Source organism: Pseudomonas sp. GL_090 (assembly GCF_057837765.1).
This window is the reverse complement of record NZ_CM174452.1, coordinates 4,370,812-4,387,502: the sequence shown is the minus strand read 5'-3', so window position 1 is coordinate 4,387,502 and position 16,691 is coordinate 4,370,812. Positions and strand designations below refer to the sequence as shown.

Sequence of the window (16,691 nt, the reverse complement as noted above, 5' to 3'; positions counted from 1 at the left end):
TATATGAGAATTACTATAAATTACGCGACTCGAACTGCCACTGTCGTGCCACTGTGTAATTCAGCGGTCACCGAACCGGCTCAAGGACAGAAACCGCACCCCCATGCGGACGGGAGTCATGTTGGAAAACTACTATCGCGAACTGGTGTGTTTCCTCAACGCCAGGCTGGGCAACCGTCAGGTGGCCGAAGATGTGGTGCATGACGCTTATCTGCGGGTCCTGGAGCGCTCCAGTGATACGCCGATCGAGCAGCCCCGGGCATTCCTTTATCGCACCGCCCTCAACCTGGTCATCGACGACCATCGACGCAATACCCTGCGTCAGGCCGAACCCCTGGACGTGCTCGACAATGAGGAGCGCTATTTCACCCCTTCGCCGCAAAACGTGCTCGATCATGGCCAGCGCCTGGAAATGCTCCAGAGTGCCCTGGCGGAGTTGCCGAGGCTGTGCCGCGAGAGTTTCCTGCTGCGCAAGATCGAAGGCCTTTCCCATCCGCAGATTGCCGAGCAACTGGGCATTTCCCGGGCAATGGTCGAGAAGCACATAGTCAATGCCATGAAGCATTGCCGTATACGCATGCGACAGTGGGACGCCTAGTGATCCCGGGCGGTTAAATTTTTTTTCACGGTCCTCGTTCCTACTCAACAGACGACCTGTTGTGCGGCCCACGGCCTGTCAGGTCACTTAGGTTCAATGTCCCGCTATGGCGGGGAACATCCAGAGGACACTGGAAATGACACAGGCAATTGCATCGCCCCTCGTTCACGACCTGATCGGCGTCGGTTTCGGCCCGTCGAACCTGGCACTGGCCATCGCGCTGCAAGAGCGCGGGGCGAGCCAGGGCAATCTGGATGTGCTGTTTCTCGACAAGCAGGCCGACTACCGCTGGCACGGCAACACCCTGGTGACCCAGAGCGAGTTGCAGATTTCCTTCCTCAAGGACCTGGTAACCCTGCGCAATCCGACCAGCCCTTACTCGTTCGTCAATTACCTCAAGGCCCACGGGCGCCTGGTGGACTTCATCAACCTGGGCACCTTCTATCCGTGCCGCATGGAGTACAACGACTACCTGCGCTGGGTCGCCGGGCAGTTCACCGCGCAAAGCCGCTACGGCGAAGAAGTGCTGACCATCGAGCCGGTGCTGCACAACCATCAGGTCGAGGCATTGCGGGTGATTTCCCGCGATGGGAGCGGGCATCAGCAGGTGCGCACCACCCGTTCGGTGGTGGTCAGCGCCGGTGGTACGCCACGCATTCCCGAGGTGTTCAAGGCGCTCAAGGATGACGGCCGGGTGTTCCACCATTCCCAGTACCTGGCGCAGATGGCCAGGCAGCCGTGCGTGGACAACCGGCCGATGAGCATTGCGATCATCGGTGGCGGGCAGAGCGCGGCGGAGGCCTTCATCGATTTGAACGACAGCTTCCCGTCGGTGCAGGTGGACATGATCCTGCGCGGCTCGGCACTCAAGCCGGCCGACGATAGCCCCTTCGTCAATGAAGTGTTTTCGCCGGAGTTCACCGACCTGGTGTTCCAGCAGCCAGACAGCGAGCGCGAGCGACTGGTCAACGAGTACCACAACACCAACTACTCGGTGGTGGACATCGATCTGATCGAGCGCATCTACGGCATCTTCTACCGGCAGAAAGTCTCGGGCATCGCCCGCCATGCCTTCCACACCCTGACCACCATCGAAAAAGCCACCGCCAACGAACGCGGCATCGAACTGGTGTTGCGCAACAACGCCACCGGTGAAGTCTCGGTGCGTCACTACGACGCCGTGGTGCTGGCCACCGGTTACGAGCGGCAGATGCACCGCAAGCTGCTGGCGCCGCTGGAGGAGTACCTGGGGGATTTCGAGGTCGATCGCCACTACAAGCTGATCACCGATGAACGCTGCAAGGCCGGCCTCTACATGCAGGGCTTTTGCCAGGCCAGCCATGGGCTGAGCGACACCTTGCTGTCGATCCTGCCGATTCGTGCCGATGAAATTGCCGGGTCGTTGTATGAGCATGGCAAGCATCGCGGGCATGGGCGGTCGGTGGTGGATTTGTTGTTGGCCACTGCCAGCTGAGTTTGCTGCGTCTGTAAGGCCGCCATCGCGAGCAGGCTCGCTCCTACAATGGACCGGTGTTCACAGGACCAATGTAGGAGTGAGCCTGCTCGCGATGAGGCCATTGAAATCACCCAAGACCCTCAATCCTGAACCCTTCCTGAAGAACCCCGCGATACCCCCGGCAAGACTTTGTAACGGGTTTACTCGCCAAACATCGGGGCGTAAGCTTCGCGCGTTTTCATCCATTACGGAGACCCACAGTGGGTACTTGTTCGAGTGACAGTTGTCGGCCGGTCTCGGTAACCGGCATTTTCTCGGCAAGATAACGCGCAGTCTCCTGTGCCGTTGTCTCGCCGACAAGCGAGCAGCGGCATCCCGATCATGGCCAGTTCCGGCCATGTCCCGACGTCCCTCTCATCGACGCTGAACAGTGCGTGGTTTCGACTTTTTGTCGTGGCCGCCGCTCTATCGACACGTCTGTCATTCGTGACCGGCGCGCCAGGCCTTGCTTTGCCGGTTGTTCCGGCGGCAGCGGCGTGGACCTGCCTGCTCGACGGTTTCCCGGCTGACCAAAGGGGCACCAGCCATGAAACTTACCCTCAAGGAATTCTTCGCAGGCTTCCTGCGTAACCGCCACATCGCCCGGCACTTCCGTCGCCTTGCGTTGCTGGAAACCTTCACCGACACCACGGTCAGCCGTGAAGTCCCGCCCACCCTGGCGCAAACCCTGGTGGCCGCTGCCGGCAGCGACACGGGGCAACTGCTCAACAATTTGGGCAGTCACACCGACGGTTTGAGCGAACTTGAAGCCGATGCCCTGCGCGAGCAATTGGGCCTCAATGAAGTCGAGCACGAACAGCCGCTGCCCTGGTGGACCCACCTGTGGCACTGCTACAAGAATCCGTTCAACCTGCTGCTGACCTTGCTGGCGCTCATCTCCTGGCTGACCGAAGACATGAAAGCCGCCATCGTGATTTTCTCCATGGTGGTGCTCTCGACCTTGCTGCGCTTCTGGCAGGAAACCAAATCCAACCAGGCCGCCGATGCCCTCAAGGCGATGGTCAGCAACACCGCCACGGTGATGCGCCGCGACCTTGAGGACCAGAGCGCGCAGCGTATCGAGTTGCCGATCAGGCAACTGGTGCCGGGCGACCTGATCGTGCTGTCTGCCGGTGACATGATTCCCGCCGATTGCCGGGTGCTCAGCGCCAAGGACCTGTTCGTCAGCCAGGCGGCCATGACCGGTGAATCGATGCCGGTGGAAAAATTTCCCCGCCAGCAGGACCGCGACACTATCAACCCCCTGGAACTGGACAACATCCTGTTCATGGGCACCAACGTGGTGTCCGGCACGGCCATGGCGGTGATTGTCACCACCGGCAACAGCACCTATTTCGGTGCCCTGGCCCAGCGCGTCGGCGCCACCGACCGGGCGCCGACTTCGTTCCAGACCGGGGTCAACAAAGTCAGCTGGCTGCTGATCCGCTTCATGTTCGTGATGGCGCCGCTGGTGTTGTTCATCAACGGTTTCACCAAGGGCGACTGGACCGAAGCGTTGCTGTTCGCGCTGTCGATCGCCGTGGGCCTGACCCCGGAAATGCTGCCGATGATCGTCACCTCGACCCTGGCCAAGGGCGCGGTGTTCCTGTCGCGCAAGAAAGTCATCGTCAAACGCCTCGACGCCATCCAGAACTTCGGCGCCATGGACGTGCTGTGCACCGACAAGACCGGCACACTGACTCAGGACAAGATCTTCCTGGCGCGCAACGTCGACGTCTGGGGCAACGCCTGCGATGATGTGCTGGAAATGGCCTACCTCAACAGCTACTACCAGACCGGCCTGAAAAACCTGCTGGATGTGGCGGTGCTCGAACACGTCGAGATCCACCGTGAGCTGAAAGTCGGCACGGCGTTTCGCAAGGTTGACGAGATCCCGTTCGACTTCACCCGCCGGCGCATGTCGGTGGTGGTCGCCGAGCGCGATCAACCGCACCTGCTGATCTGCAAGGGCGCGGTGGAAGAGGTGCTGGCGGTGTGCTCGCAGGTACGCCATGGCGAAGTCGATGAAGCCTTGAGCGAAGAATTGCTGGCGCGAATCCGTCAGGTCACGGCCACGTTCAACGGCGAAGGCTTGCGTGTCGTGGCGGTTGCTGCTCGGCCGATGACCGAAGGACGCGACACCTACAGCCTGGCCGATGAACAGGCACTGACGCTGATTGGTTACGTGGCGTTCCTCGATCCACCGAAAGAAAGCACTGCCCCAGCCATCAAGGCGCTGGCAGCCCATGGCGTGGCAGTGAAAGTACTGACCGGCGACAACGAGCTGGTGACGGCGAAAGTCTGTCGCGAAGTCGGCCTGGAACAGCAAGGCCTACTGATGGGCAACGACATCGAAGGCATGAGCGATGCCGAGCTGGCGAAAGCGGTGGAAACCACCAACGTCTTCGCCAAACTGACGCCATCCCACAAGGAGCGCATCGTCCGGCTGCTCAAGGGCAACGGACACGTGGTCGGTTTCATGGGCGACGGCATCAACGACGCCCCGGCGCTACGCACCGCCGACATCGGTATTTCGGTGGACAGCGCCGTGGACATCGCCAAGGAAGCGGCCGACATCATCCTGCTGGAAAAGAGCCTGATGGTGCTGGAGGAGGGCGTGCTGGAAGGGCGCCGGACCTTCGCCAACATGCTCAAGTACATCAAGATGACCGCCAGTTCGAACTTCGGCAACGTGTTCTCGGTGCTGGTGGCCAGTGCGTTCATCCCGTTCCTGCCAATGCTGCCGATGCACCTGCTGGTGCAGAACCTGCTCTATGACATTTCGCAGATCGCCATTCCGTTCGATAACGTCGATGAGGAAATGCTCAAGCAACCGCAGGGCTGGCAACCGGCGGATGTCGGGCGCTTCATGCTGTTTTTCGGGCCGATCAGTTCGATCTTCGACATCACCACGTTCGCCTTGATGTGGTACGTGTTCGATGCCAACACCCCGGATCACCAGACCCTGTTCCAGTCCGGCTGGTTCGTGGTCGGACTACTGACCCAGACCCTGATCGTGCACATGATCCGCACGCCGAAGATCCCGTTCCTGCAAAGCCGCGCGGCCATGCCCTTGCTGGTGATGACCGGGCTGATCATGGCCGTGGGGATTTTCCTGCCGATGGGACCGCTGGCCCATTACTTCAAATTGCAGGCGCTGCCGTCGCTGTACTTCGTGTTCCTGCCGGTGATCCTGCTGGCGTACATGGCGCTGACCCAGGCGGTGAAGGGGTTCTACATTCGCCGGTTTGGCTGGCAGTAATGCTGCCAGATGTAGGAGCGAGCCTGCTCGCGATGGTCGTTAACGATAACGCGTGTTTACTGGCTAAACGCGGCGTTCTTGAGTCCATCGCGAGCAGGCTCGCTCCTACAGGGATCGTGTGTTTTTCAAGGATTTTCATATGCAAGCCATCAACAACCTCAACCTGAACTCCCTGCTCGACACCCTGGTCAGCCTCAGCGCGGCCTTCATCCTCGGTGGTCTGATCGGTTTCGAGCGCCAGTACCGGCAGCGCACCGCGGGCCTGCGCACCAACGTGCTGGTGGCGGTGGGCGCGGCGATTTTCGTCGACATGGCCAACCGGCTCGCCGGTGCCGAAGGCGCTGTGCGGGTCGTCGCCTACGTGGTTTCCGGTATCGGCTTTCTCGGTGCCGGGGTGATCATGCGCGAAGAGGGCAATGTGCGCGGCCTCAATACCGCCGCCACGCTCTGGACCTCGGCGGCGGTCGGTGCCTGCGCCGGTGCCGACCTGCTGGCCGAGGCGTTGCTCGGCACCTTGTTTGTGCTGGCGGCAAACACCCTGCTGCGGCCGATCGTCAACAACATCAACCGTCAGCCGCTGGACGTGATTTCGGCGGAAGTCACCAACATCGTCTATGTCATTGCCCGACGCACGCAGCAGAAAACCGTGCTGGCCTTGCTCGAAGCCGAGCTGGAACGCAGCAACTACCCGGCCAGCGATGTCGATGTGCACGCCTTCGGCAAGGATGAAATTGAAATCGAAGCCACCCTGGCCACCACCTCGGTCGATGGTGATGAACTGGATGCGCTGGTGGCACGGATTTCGACTTCGACCTTGGTGGTGCAGGCGTTCTGGAGTCCGAGTACCACGGAGTAAAGTCAGATTAACCGGCGTTTATTTAGGAATATTCCTACATAAATCTAGGAAGGTCTTCCGTAGGCTTTGCGACCTCTTGAAACCGACATCCTTTTGGAGGTGATCTTGCCGAACAAATCCTTGCGCATCCTGATCGCCGATGCGCAGCACTTCAACCGCCTGCGGATCGAGCGGCTGTTCAATCAGCTCGGCTACTTTCGCGTGGCACCGGTGCAGAGTCTCGACGAGCTCCTTCCACTGGTGGAGTACGGTTGCGAGCCTCTGGACCTGGTGCTCATCAATGGAGCGATGGCCAGCGAAGGGCTGGACCTGTTGAATTTCTTTACCGAAAACCCGCAAGTCCATCAGGCCTTTATCTTCAATGTACAGCAGGCGTCGTTGCCGCCAGTCGCGGGCAACGTCCAGCTCAGCCAGGCCGCGCTGCCTGACTTGACGTCCATTACGCAGCTGATGAGCGCCATCGAACATCGCCTACCGTTTGTCGGAACTGTCATTTCTGTCAGGTAGTTCTTTCCAGCCTTCCATGCAAAAGTCTGTGCGCAGCGTTGTGCCCCACCGCTGCGGTGCCTGGAGGGCATTTTTTGCCCGATCGTGTTGTTTTGCACGGGAGTTGTCATGAAGTCAGCACTGATTGTGGAAGATCATCCGGTGGTTCGCTCCATGATCCAACTCGTACTCAAGGGCGAAGGGTTCAAGCAGGTTTACGAGGCCTCCCGTGGCGATGAGGTCCTGGCGTTGATCCGGGAGCATCGACCGGATGTCGTGCTGCTTGATCTGGGTCTTCCCGGTGTGGCGGGGCTTGAGGTGATGGACCGTATCAAGGCCGAAAACACGCGATGTCGCGTGGTGGTGTTCACTTCACTGGAGGCCCAGTTCTATCAGGACCGCTGCATGCGTGCCGGGGCTGTTGCCTATGTTTCCAAGAGCAAGGACCTGGATGATCTGAAGGCGGCGGTGAATTCCGTTATGGCCGGCTATACCTATTTCGCCCAGATCTCCTCGAGCTCTGTGTCGATGGGGGAGTTGCAACGCAGCGAAAAGCAGTTGATCGAAAAGCTCTCCAATCGTGAGTTGACCATTTTGCAGTACCTGGCCCGGGGTTCGAAAAACCTGGAAATCGCCGAGATCATGCACCTGAGCTACAAGACCGTCAGTACCTACAAGACCCGACTCACCCTCAAGCTCAACGTGAGCTCGTCGGTGCACTTGAGGGATTTCGCCCTGCGCAATCATCTGATCTGAATGAACGCACTCCGACGACTGGCAGGTGGGGTGCTGATCGGCCTTTTTCTCTGGGCATCGACGGTCTGTGCACAACAGTCGTTGACCCTGTTGGGGCGCTCGAGCGTCGAAGGCCTGAGCGTCAGGTTGTCGCAAACCGAGTCGCGCTGGCTACAGAAAAATGGCCGATTGGTGCTGGCTGTCTCGGCGCCGGACTATCCTCCCTTCGAGTTCAATACGGCGGGCAAGGTATTCGAAGGCGTGACCGCCGATTACGCCGGATTGCTCGAACAATTGTTGAACGTCGCCATCGAGGTCCGACGTTATCCGTCCCGGGCCGATGCGGTGCGGGCCATCAAGGAGGGGCAGGCAGACCTGCTGGGAACGGCCAATCGATTTGAAGCCGAAGATCCACAGCTGCAGATGTCCAGCGCCTATGCGGTCGATCAACCGGTGCTGGTCACCCGCACCGATTTCCCTCCGGTGCTCGACCCGACACTGGCCGGCAAGCGGCTGGTGATGCTGTATCACTACTTGCCCGAATACAGCGTGCAACAGTTCTATTCCAGGGCGCAGGTCCAGTTGTTTCCCTCGACATTGGCGGCGATGGGCGCCGTAGCGTTCGGCCAGGCCGATGTCTACCTGGGCGATGCGATCAATGCCCATTACCTGATCAGCAAAAATTACCTGAACAACGTGCAACTGACGGACTTCTCGCCCATGGAATCCGGGCGTTTTGCCTTTGCGATGGCCCGCGACAACGATTCGCTGTTGCCCATCGTCAACAAGGCGCTGGCGGCCATCACCACCAATGAACAAATGAACATCCTGCGCCGCTGGGGGGCCAACGGGGTGTCTTTCCCGGGCACTCAGTCATTACAATTGAGCGTGGCCGAACAGCACTGGCTCAAACGGCACCCGCGGGTGAAGGTCGCAATCAACGAAAATATCCCGCCGATTTCATTTGTCGACAGCGAAGGCAAGTTCCGCGGTATTGGCGTCGATGTGCTGACGAAAATCAGTTTGCGCACCGGCTTGCAATTCGACATCCGGGGCATGAAGTCGGTGGCCGAGATGATGACCGGCATCAAAAGCGGGCAAATCGATGTCCTGGCGGGTATCGGCCTCAGCTCCCAGCGTGAAGATGAATTGCTGTTCACCCGCGCGTTTCTGAGCAGCCCTTCGGTGCTGGTGACCCGCGTGGACACGGACAGCCCCAGGACGCTGGATGACATGGCGGGAAGGATGTTGGCGCTGACCCAGGGCAACATTGTCGGCGAGTACCTTCGCCAGCATTACCCGCAGATCCAGCTGGTGGATGCGCCCCTGTCGACGGACGCCATGGAAATGGTCGACCAGGGCGAGACTCAGGGTGGCATCAACTCCCTGATCAGCGCCCGTTACCTGATTTCCCGGCAGTATCGCGATCGCCTGCAAGTGACCAGCACCGTGGGCACCGACCCTGCACGAAGCACCCTGGCGACCAGCCGCGAGGCCACCGAGCTGCATTCGATCCTGGACAAGGCGCTGTTGAGCATCCCCCCCGAAGAAATTGACGAGCTGACCCAACCCTGGCGCTATGACGCGATGGTCGAGCAGAGCTATTGGCTACGACACCGGCAGGCGATCGTGCAGGCATTTGCGCTGGCGGGTGTCTTGCTGTTGCTCGCGTTGGCCGGGATTGTGTGGCAGCGCCGACAGATTAGCCAGCGTCAGCAATTGCTCGGGCAATTGCAGGAAGCCAAGGACGCGGCGGACGATGCCAACCGGGCCAAGACCACGTTCCTGGCCACCATGAGCCATGAAATCCGCACGCCGATGAACGCGCTGATCGGCATGCTCGAACTGGCACTGAAACGGGCCGATGAAGGGGAGACCGACCGCGCCGCCATCGAGGTGGCGTCCAACGCCGGGCAACAATTGCTGGATTTGATCGGCGACATTCTGGACGTCGCCCGGATCGAATCCGGGCATTTGTCGCTGGCGCCGGAGCGGGTCAATCTGCAAGCGCTGGTGACGTCGGTCTGCCGGGTTTTCGAAGGGCTGGCGGTGCAGAAGAATCTGCAGTGGCGGGTCGAACTCGACGAACACAGTGACTGTGACGTGATGCTCGATCCCACGCGCTTCAAACAAGTGCTGTCCAATCTGCTGAGCAACGCGATCAAGTTCACCCGTGAAGGCCAGGTGAGCCTGACACTGCGGGTGCGGCCTCAAGCCCCGGCGCACCTCTCCGTCAGCGTACAGATCGAGGACGGCGGCATCGGCATCAGCGCGCTCGACCAGCAACGTCTGTTCAGCCCGTTCGTGCAGGCGGGTAACAGTCAGCAGACAGCCCGGCAAGGTTCCGGCCTGGGCCTGGTGATCAGTCGTACCCTGTGCGAAATGATGGGCGGCCGGTTGCACCTCGACAGTGAGCTTGGGCGCGGCACGCGGGTGGATATCAGCCTGGTGCTGCCCGCGCTGCAAGCATTGCCAGCGGGGGGGATGCCCCAGGATCCGGCGCAACTCACGACCCGGGCGTTGTCGATTCTGGTGGTCGATGATTACCCGGCCAATCGCCTGTTGCTCTCGCGGCAGCTGAGCTATCTGGGCCACAGCGTGGTGCTGGCGGAGGACGGGGCGCAGGGGCTTGAACAGTGGCGCAGGCAAGGGTTCGACCTGGTCATCACCGACTGCAACATGCCGCAGCTCAGTGGTTATGAATTGGCGGGTGCGATACGCGAGCAAGAGCGGGTGCAGGGGTTGTCGTCGACGCTGATTCTGGGCTTCACCGCCAATGCGCAGGCTGAGGAGAAGGCTCGGTGCCAGGCGGCGGGCATGGACGATTGCCTGTTCAAGCCCATTCGCCTGGTGGATTTGCAGGCGTGGCTGGCCCAGCGGTTTTCCAGCACACCCTTAACGGCTATCGATGATCCTGGCGTCGCCGAGTTCGATTTGAGCGGGCTGGAGCGCTTTGCGGATGCGGACCGTGAGCTGATCGATCAACTGTTGCACGATCTGGCGCTGAGCAACCGCGAGGATCGCGTGCATTTACTGGCCTTGCACGCCGGCGGCAATCGCCCGGGCTTGCAGGAACTGGCACACCGGATCAAGGGCGGGGCGCTGATGGTGCGCGCGCTCGCCCTGGTCGAGTGTTGCGAACAGCTGGAGCAGGCGTGCAATGACGGCCGCGCGGCAATGATCGATGGCGCCGTCGACCGGTTGCAGCAGGCCATGGCCCGTCTGGACCAGCGTCTGGAGCAGGATTGAGCCTCAATCCCAGTTCGGTGCGATGCCTTTCGGGCTGGTCAAGCGGTGGCCACGATCCAGCGTTGCGATCAGGGCCATGTCGGCCTCGCTCAAGGTCAGCTCGCGAGCCTTCAAGTTGCTTTCAAGGTTGGCCCGGCGAGTGGAAGACGGGATCACCGAGTAACCCGATTGCATGGCCCAGGCCAGGGTGACCTGCGCCGGTGTCGCTTGCAGGCATTCGGCGATCTGCTGGATGAGCGGGTCCTTGAGGACTTCACCGTAAGCCAGGGTCATGTACGAGGTGATACCGATGCCTTGGCTGCGTGCGAATTCGACGACCTCGCGGTTTTGCAGGTACGGGTGCAGCTCGACCTGGTTAGTGGCGATGTGCTCGGCGCCGATGGCTGCAATCGCTTGCTGCATCAGGTCGATGGTGAAGTTGGACACGCCGATCTGCCGGGTAAGGCCCAGGCGTTTGGCTTCGAGCAGAGCGCCCATGAACTCTTCGACCGGCACCTGATCTTCCGGCGACGGCCAGTGGATCAGGGTCAGGTCCAGGTAGTCGGTCCGCAGTTTGCGCAGGCTTTGTTTCAGGCTGTCGATCAAACGATCACCGGCCAGGTTGGCGACCCAGATCTTGCTGGTGATGAACAACGCCTCCCGGGCGATGCCGCTGGCGGCGATGGCTTCGCCGACGTCGGATTCGTTCTCGTAGATTTGTGCGGTATCGATCACCCGGTAGCCGAGCGCCAGGGCGGTGCTCACCGAATCGATGACCACTTGGCCTTGCAAGCGAAAGGTACCCAGGCCGAAGGCGGGAATGGACATTGATGACTCCAGAGGTTGCAGTGGGAATGGGCGGCAGTATCGGCGCCTGCATCCATGAGAAAAACCGCTGGAGCGGCAAAGCAATGTTTACCGAAAGTCATGAATCATCGGCAGCTTGCAGCTAAAAGCTTTTAGCTGCTTTCAGGCAATATCACTACGGCTGAATTCCTCCCCGAGAAAGTCGATCAACGTGCGCACCGAAGGCAGCAAACCCCGACGCGAAGGGAAAATCGCATGAATCACGCCGCTTTTCGGTGCCCAGCCCGGCACCAGTTCCACCAATTGCCCGGCAGCGATTTCGTCGCGCACCACCACACTGGGCAGGTGCACGATGCCGATCCCGGCGACCGCCGCATGGCGCAACGCCAACAGGTCATCGGTGACCATGCGCGGCGCATGCCGGATCATCGCGGTGCTGCCGTCGGCCCCGAACAGTTCCCACTGATATTCGCGTTGCGCCGCGCCCCAGTGCAGGCTCGGCAAACCGCTGAGGTCGGCCGGGGAGGCCGGTGTCGACAGGCGCGATAAATAGGCCAGGCTGCCGACCACGCTCTGGGTGCTGTTGCCCAGCACCTTCATCACCATGTCGGTGTTTTCCAGCGGTGGAAAACGAACACGCAGGGCAATGTCGAAGCCTTCGTGAATCAGGTCGACCCGACGGTTGGTGCTCTCGATGAACAACTCCACCAGCGGGTATTTGAGCATGTAGCGGGTCAGCATCGGCCCGACCCAGGAATTGAGCAGCGCCGTCGGGCAACTGACACGCACCAGGCCCTGGGGTTCGGAGCGGTTGCGCTCGATCAGTTCGGCGGCGCTTTCCGCCTCCACGCGCATGGCCAGGCAGCGCTGGTAATAGGCCTGGCCGATTTCCGTCAACGAGCAATGCCGACTGGTGCGGTGCAGCAGGCGCACGCCGAGGCGCTCTTCGAGTTCGGCAATGCGTCGGCTGAGCTTGGACTTGGGCATGTCCAGTGCCCGGCCGGCCGCGGCGAAACCGTGATGCTCCACCACCTGGGTGAAGTAGTAGAGGGTGTTGAGGTCTTCCACCATCGTTCTCCAAATAGAACGCTAAAGCTGATTTTTGCAGTCTAGCGCAGCAAAGGTCACGGTTTTAAGCTTTGTCCATGGCTTCACTCACCTCATCAGGAGACACCATGAAAAACATCATCGGTATCTACACCAGCCCACGGACCCATTGGGTCGGCGACGGTTTTCCGGTTCGCACGCTGTTTTCCTATGACAACCTGGGCAAGCACATCAGCCCGTTCCTGTTGCTGGATCACGCCGGCCCCGCTGAATTCACCCCGACCACCGAGCGACGTGGCGTTGGTCAGCATCCGCATCGTGGCTTCGAAACCGTGACTATCGTTTACAAGGGCGAGCTGGAGCACCGGGACTCCACCGGCAGTGGCGGCAAGATCGGCCCCGGCGATGTGCAATGGATGACCGCTGCCTCAGGGATCCTGCATGAAGAGTTCCACTCCGAGGGATTCGCCAAAAGCGGCGGCACCCTGGAGATGGTGCAACTGTGGGTCAACCTGCCGGCCAGGGACAAAATGGCCGACCCCGGCTACCAGACCATTCTCGACGGCGACATCCCGAGCATCGCCTTGCAGGACAACGCCGGTAGCCTGCGCCTGATCGCCGGTGAGTTCGACGGTCACAAGGGCCCGGCGCGCACCTTTACCCCGGTCGACGTATGGGACATTCGTTTGAATGCCGGCAAGTTGCTCACCCTGGATCTGCATGAAGGGCGTAACACCGCACTGGTGGTCTTGCGCGGCACGGTTCAGGTCAATGGCCTGGAATCGGTGCGCCAGGGGCAACTGGCCCTGTTCGATCGCAAGGGCGATCAGCTGACCCTCGAAGCCAGCGAAGACGCGGTGGTGCTGTTGCTCAGCGGCGAGCCGATCGACGAGCCGATCGTCGGTCACGGCCCGTTCGTGATGAACACCGAGCAAGAAATCCACCAGGCCTTCGCCGACTTCCAGTCCGGTCGCTTCGGCCGGATGCACGCTTAATTCGCAGCGCTTTTACACCCGACTCTACACAGGATGAGTAGGCCGGTTTTCAGGCCAGGGATGGCTGTTGCCCAAAAGAAAGAGGAAACGCACATGAATACTGTCTACGCGGCCAACTTCAACGGCCAGAAACCGACCATCGACCCCAATGACAGCGCGATGCTGTTGATCGATCACCAGAGCGGACTGTTCCAGATCGTCAAGGACATGGACGTGCCCCAACTGCGCGCCAACGCCATTGCCTTGGCCAAGGCCGCGACCCTGCTGAAGATGCCGGTGATCACCACCGCTTCCGTTCCCCAGGGGCCGAACGGGCCGTTGATCCCGGAAATCCACGAGGCCGCACCCCATGCGCAATACGTGGCGCGCAAAGGTGAAATCAACGCCTGGGACAACCCGCAGTTTCACGCGGCGGTCAAAGCCACCGGCAAGAAAACCCTGGTGATTGCCGGCACGTTGACCAGCGTGTGCCTGGCGTTCCCGTCCATCGCCGCCGTGCATGAAGGCTACAAGGTGTTTGCCGTGGTCGACGCCTCCGGCAACCACTCGAAACTGGCCACTGATCTGACTGTTGCCCGTCTGGCCCAGGCCGGGGTGGTGCCGATCGACATCATGGCTACGCTATCCGAACTGCAAGGCTCGTGGAACCGTCCGGATGCCGAGCAGTGGGCGGCTGTCTATGCCCAGGCCATGCCGCATTATCAATTGCTGATCGAGAGTTACCTCAAGGCCCAGCAAGTGGCGAACGAACACGAGGCGCTGGACTCTCAGCGCTGATCGGTGACCCCACGCCGATTTCCACTCGGCATCGATAACACGCGAGGACTACTGCAATGACTACTTCCTACAAGCGTCTGGACAAGGACAACGCCGCGGTTCTGATGGTTGATCATCAGGCGGGCCTGTTGTCACTGGTGCGCGACATCGACCCGGATCGATTCAAGAACAACGTGCTGGCCCTGGCCGACCTGGCCAAGTACTTCAAACTGCCGACCATCCTCACCACCAGTTTCGAAACCGGTCCCAACGGACCGCTGGTGCCCGAGCTCAAGGCACTCTTTCCGGATGCGCCGTACATCGCTCGCCCGGGCCAGATCAACGCCTGGGACAACGAAGATTTCGTCAAGGCGATCAAGGCCACCGGCAAGAAGCAACTGATCATCGCCGGTGTGGTAACTGAAGTGTGCGTGGCGTTCCCGGCGCTTTCGGCACTGGCCGAAGGTTTTGAGGTGTTCGTGGTCACCGACGCGTCCGGCACTTTCAACGAACTGACCCGCGAATCGGCGTGGAACCGCATGACCGCTCAGGGCGCGCAACTGATGACCTGGTTCGGCCTGGCCTGTGAACTGCACCGCGACTGGCGCAACGACATCGAAGGCTTGGGCACGCTGTTCTCCAACCATATTCCGGATTACCGCAACCTGATGACCAGCTACAGCACGCTGGCCAATAGCAAGTAATCCAGCCAACACGCTTTCCCCTGTGGGAGCGAGCCTGCTCGCGATGACGGTACAACAGGCACTGATGTAGTGACTGTCAGGCCGCCATCGCGAGCAGGCTCGCTCCCACATTGGTTTTGTGGTGATTGCAGAAACCAGCCAAATCAATTGCTCCTACACTATGGCCAATCCATGCGATCTTCGCGTTATTGACCCTGGCTGGAGTTGCTTGATGCTGTCATTGCTCACCGAACACCCATTGTTTTGCGCGATGGCGCTGATCCTGATCGATCTTGGGTTGTGGTACTTGCTCAGTGCCGTTGGCAGCGCCTGGCGGCTGCTGGTGCGGGTGGTGATTTTTTCGTTGTTCAGCCTGCTGTTGTTCAACGAAGGCATGAACCCGATGGAGCCAGCGCCCTGGGCCGACAACGTACCCTTGCATCTGGCGGCCACCGGTTTGCAAATCGGCTGGTGGTTGTTCGGTGCACGGACCCTGACCGTGCTGATCGGCGCGGTGATGATGCAACGGGTCGGGCATACCGGGCGATTGCTTCAGGATCTGCTCGGTGCGGTGATTTTCCTGATTGCGATCATTGCCGCCCTGGCCTATGTGCTCGATCTGCCGGTCAAGGGCGTGCTGGCGACGTCCGGTGCGTTGGCGATCATCGTCGGCCTGGCCTTGCAAAGTACCCTCAGCGACGTGTTCTCCGGGATCGTCCTGAACACCACCAAGCCTTATCAACTGGATGACTATATCTCCATCGATGGCATGGAGGGCAAGGTGACCGACATCGACTGGCGTGCCACGCGCATGCAGACCTCTCAAGGCAGCATGGCGGTGATTCCCAATTCACTGGCGGCCAAGGCCAAGATCATCAACTTCAGTCGGCCGAGCGATATTTTCGGCATATCCATCTCTGTGGAACTGAGTCCGCATGCGCGACCGAACACCGTGATCGATGCCCTGGAGCGTGCCATGCAGGGCTGTCGCCTGCTGCTGGATAAACCAGCGCCTAACGTCGCCCTGAAAAACGCCAGCAGCGCCGGGGTGGAGTACGAAATCAGCGGGTTTGTCGCGTCGATGAGCGAGAAGCGTGAGGTGCGCAATCAACTATACGATCTGGCCTACCGGCACTTACAGGCATCCGGGATCAACTTGTTGTCGAGTGTGGAACTCGACCCGCCGGTCAACTTGACACGGCAGCGGGCGTTATTGGACAGCTCGCCGATTTTCTCCACCTTGCGTCAGGAAGAGAAAGACACCTTCAGCCAGAACATGACACTGCAAACCTTCCGTGCCGGGGAGACGATTCTGGAAGCGGGGGAGGTCAGCGATCACTTGTACATCATTGAGTCCGGCGTGGTCTCGGTGACGTTGATGCGCCACGGGGCGCCATTCGAATCAGGGCGCATGGGGCCGGGGGAAGTGATCGGCGAGGCCGGGATCCTGGCCGACAGTTCGGTGCCTGCGCAGTTCACCGCCAAGACCTTCTGTGGCCTGTATCGCATCGAAAAATCCTACCTCAAGCCGTGCCTGGATGCCCGTCACGACATCAGCGATGCAATGAAAACCTTGCTCGATTACCGGCTGCTCAAAGCGAAAACCCTGACTCAGGACCTGCCGGTGGCACAGGCGAAAAAGGGCTTTTTGCAGTGGTTGCGCAATCGGGTGTGAATGGCCGCTGCGCGGTTCGTCGGATCGCCGCCCGGAGCCGGCTCGCTCCCACAGGGAAATGCGGTCAA

At 60.4% G+C, this 16,691-nt stretch carries 13 protein-coding genes; 11 read left to right on the top strand and 2 right to left on the bottom strand.

Features of this window, described 5'->3' with window-relative positions; genetic code table 11:
* The first annotated feature begins 118 nt into the window (after positions 1-118).
* From AC3ITA_RS19720 to AC3ITA_RS19690, 7 genes are all read left to right on the top strand, one after another.
* The gene (locus AC3ITA_RS19720; protein WP_150674013.1) at positions 119-598 is read left to right on the top strand and encodes a sigma-70 family RNA polymerase sigma factor; all 480 of its coding nucleotides are present in this window, start codon (positions 119-121) and stop codon (positions 596-598) included.
* Between the two features lie 136 nt (positions 599-734).
* Entirely contained in the window at positions 735-2,072 is a 1,338-nt protein-coding gene (locus AC3ITA_RS19715) for a lysine N(6)-hydroxylase/L-ornithine N(5)-oxygenase family protein (protein ID WP_489278250.1), read from the top strand.
* Positions 2,073-2,640: 568 nt separating this feature from the next.
* Complete coding sequence (gene mgtA / locus AC3ITA_RS19710) at positions 2,641-5,355, top strand: magnesium-translocating P-type ATPase (protein WP_489278249.1); 2,715 nt, start codon at positions 2,641-2,643, stop codon at positions 5,353-5,355.
* 139 nt (positions 5,356-5,494) lie between these two features.
* A complete protein-coding gene (locus AC3ITA_RS19705; protein WP_489278248.1) occupies positions 5,495-6,211 on the top strand; it encodes an MgtC/SapB family protein in 717 nt (238 codons plus the stop codon).
* A 105-nt stretch (positions 6,212-6,316) separates the two neighbouring features.
* Entirely contained in the window at positions 6,317-6,718 is a 402-nt protein-coding gene (locus AC3ITA_RS19700; protein WP_095942597.1) for an ANTAR domain-containing protein, read from the top strand.
* Positions 6,719-6,826: 108 nt separating this feature from the next.
* The gene (locus tag AC3ITA_RS19695) at positions 6,827-7,453 is read left to right on the top strand and encodes a response regulator transcription factor (RefSeq protein WP_095942544.1); all 627 of its coding nucleotides are present in this window, start codon (positions 6,827-6,829) and stop codon (positions 7,451-7,453) included.
* Positions 7,454-10,681 carry a transporter substrate-binding domain-containing protein gene (locus AC3ITA_RS19690; protein WP_489278247.1) on the top strand — a complete coding sequence of 1,076 codons (3,228 nt, stop codon included), beginning with the start codon at positions 7,454-7,456 and terminating at the stop codon, positions 10,679-10,681.
* Positions 10,682-10,684: 3 nt separating this feature from the next.
* On the opposite strand, the gene dkgB is transcribed toward AC3ITA_RS19690, so the two are convergent.
* Complete coding sequence (gene dkgB, locus AC3ITA_RS19685; protein ID WP_489278246.1) at positions 10,685-11,488, bottom strand: 2,5-didehydrogluconate reductase DkgB; 804 nt, start codon at positions 11,486-11,488, stop codon at positions 10,685-10,687.
* Between the two features lie 141 nt (positions 11,489-11,629).
* Positions 11,630-12,538 (bottom strand): LysR substrate-binding domain-containing protein, encoded by a 909-nt coding sequence (locus AC3ITA_RS19680; protein WP_489278245.1) that lies wholly within the window; start codon positions 12,536-12,538, stop codon positions 11,630-11,632.
* Between the two features lie 104 nt (positions 12,539-12,642).
* On the opposite strand from AC3ITA_RS19680, the gene AC3ITA_RS19675 reads away from it, so the two are divergent.
* The 4 genes from AC3ITA_RS19675 to AC3ITA_RS19660 all read left to right on the top strand — a co-directional run bounded on the left by AC3ITA_RS19675 (position 12,643) and on the right by AC3ITA_RS19660 (position 16,623).
* Positions 12,643-13,509, top strand: a complete 867-nt coding sequence (locus tag AC3ITA_RS19675; RefSeq protein ID WP_095942548.1) for a pirin family protein — start codon at positions 12,643-12,645, stop codon at positions 13,507-13,509.
* 93 nt (positions 13,510-13,602) lie between these two features.
* A complete protein-coding gene (locus AC3ITA_RS19670) occupies positions 13,603-14,286 on the top strand; it encodes an isochorismatase family protein (protein ID WP_150674005.1) in 684 nt (227 codons plus the stop codon).
* A 56-nt stretch (positions 14,287-14,342) separates the two neighbouring features.
* Entirely contained in the window at positions 14,343-14,969 is a 627-nt protein-coding gene (gene ycaC, locus AC3ITA_RS19665) for an isochorismate family cysteine hydrolase YcaC (RefSeq protein WP_095942550.1), read from the top strand.
* A 211-nt stretch (positions 14,970-15,180) separates the two neighbouring features.
* Positions 15,181-16,623, top strand: a complete 1,443-nt coding sequence (locus AC3ITA_RS19660) for a mechanosensitive ion channel family protein (protein ID WP_095942551.1) — start codon at positions 15,181-15,183, stop codon at positions 16,621-16,623.
* The last annotated feature ends 68 nt before the right edge of the window (positions 16,624-16,691 follow it).

What these genes read in the sequence shown, in the direction of transcription:
- AC3ITA_RS19720 (WP_150674013.1), top strand. Translation starts at nt 119, where the DNA reads ATGTTGGAAAACTACTATCGCGAACTGGTGTGTTTCCTCAACGCCAGG.
- AC3ITA_RS19715 (WP_489278250.1), top strand. Translation starts at nt 735, where the DNA reads ATGACACAGGCAATTGCATCGCCCCTCGTTCACGACCTGATCGGCGTC.
- mgtA (WP_489278249.1), top strand. Translation starts at nt 2,641, where the DNA reads ATGAAACTTACCCTCAAGGAATTCTTCGCAGGCTTCCTGCGTAACCGC.
- AC3ITA_RS19705 (WP_489278248.1), top strand. Translation starts at nt 5,495, where the DNA reads ATGCAAGCCATCAACAACCTCAACCTGAACTCCCTGCTCGACACCCTG.
- AC3ITA_RS19695 (WP_095942544.1), top strand. Translation starts at nt 6,827, where the DNA reads ATGAAGTCAGCACTGATTGTGGAAGATCATCCGGTGGTTCGCTCCATG.
- AC3ITA_RS19690 (WP_489278247.1), top strand. Translation starts at nt 7,454, where the DNA reads ATGAACGCACTCCGACGACTGGCAGGTGGGGTGCTGATCGGCCTTTTT.
- dkgB (WP_489278246.1), bottom strand. Translation starts at nt 11,488, where the DNA reads ATGTCCATTCCCGCCTTCGGCCTGGGTACCTTTCGCTTGCAAGGCCAA.
- AC3ITA_RS19680 (WP_489278245.1), bottom strand. Translation starts at nt 12,538, where the DNA reads ATGGTGGAAGACCTCAACACCCTCTACTACTTCACCCAGGTGGTGGAG.
- AC3ITA_RS19675 (WP_095942548.1), top strand. Translation starts at nt 12,643, where the DNA reads ATGAAAAACATCATCGGTATCTACACCAGCCCACGGACCCATTGGGTC.
- AC3ITA_RS19670 (WP_150674005.1), top strand. Translation starts at nt 13,603, where the DNA reads ATGAATACTGTCTACGCGGCCAACTTCAACGGCCAGAAACCGACCATC.
- ycaC (WP_095942550.1), top strand. Translation starts at nt 14,343, where the DNA reads ATGACTACTTCCTACAAGCGTCTGGACAAGGACAACGCCGCGGTTCTG.
- AC3ITA_RS19660 (WP_095942551.1), top strand. Translation starts at nt 15,181, where the DNA reads ATGCTGTCATTGCTCACCGAACACCCATTGTTTTGCGCGATGGCGCTG.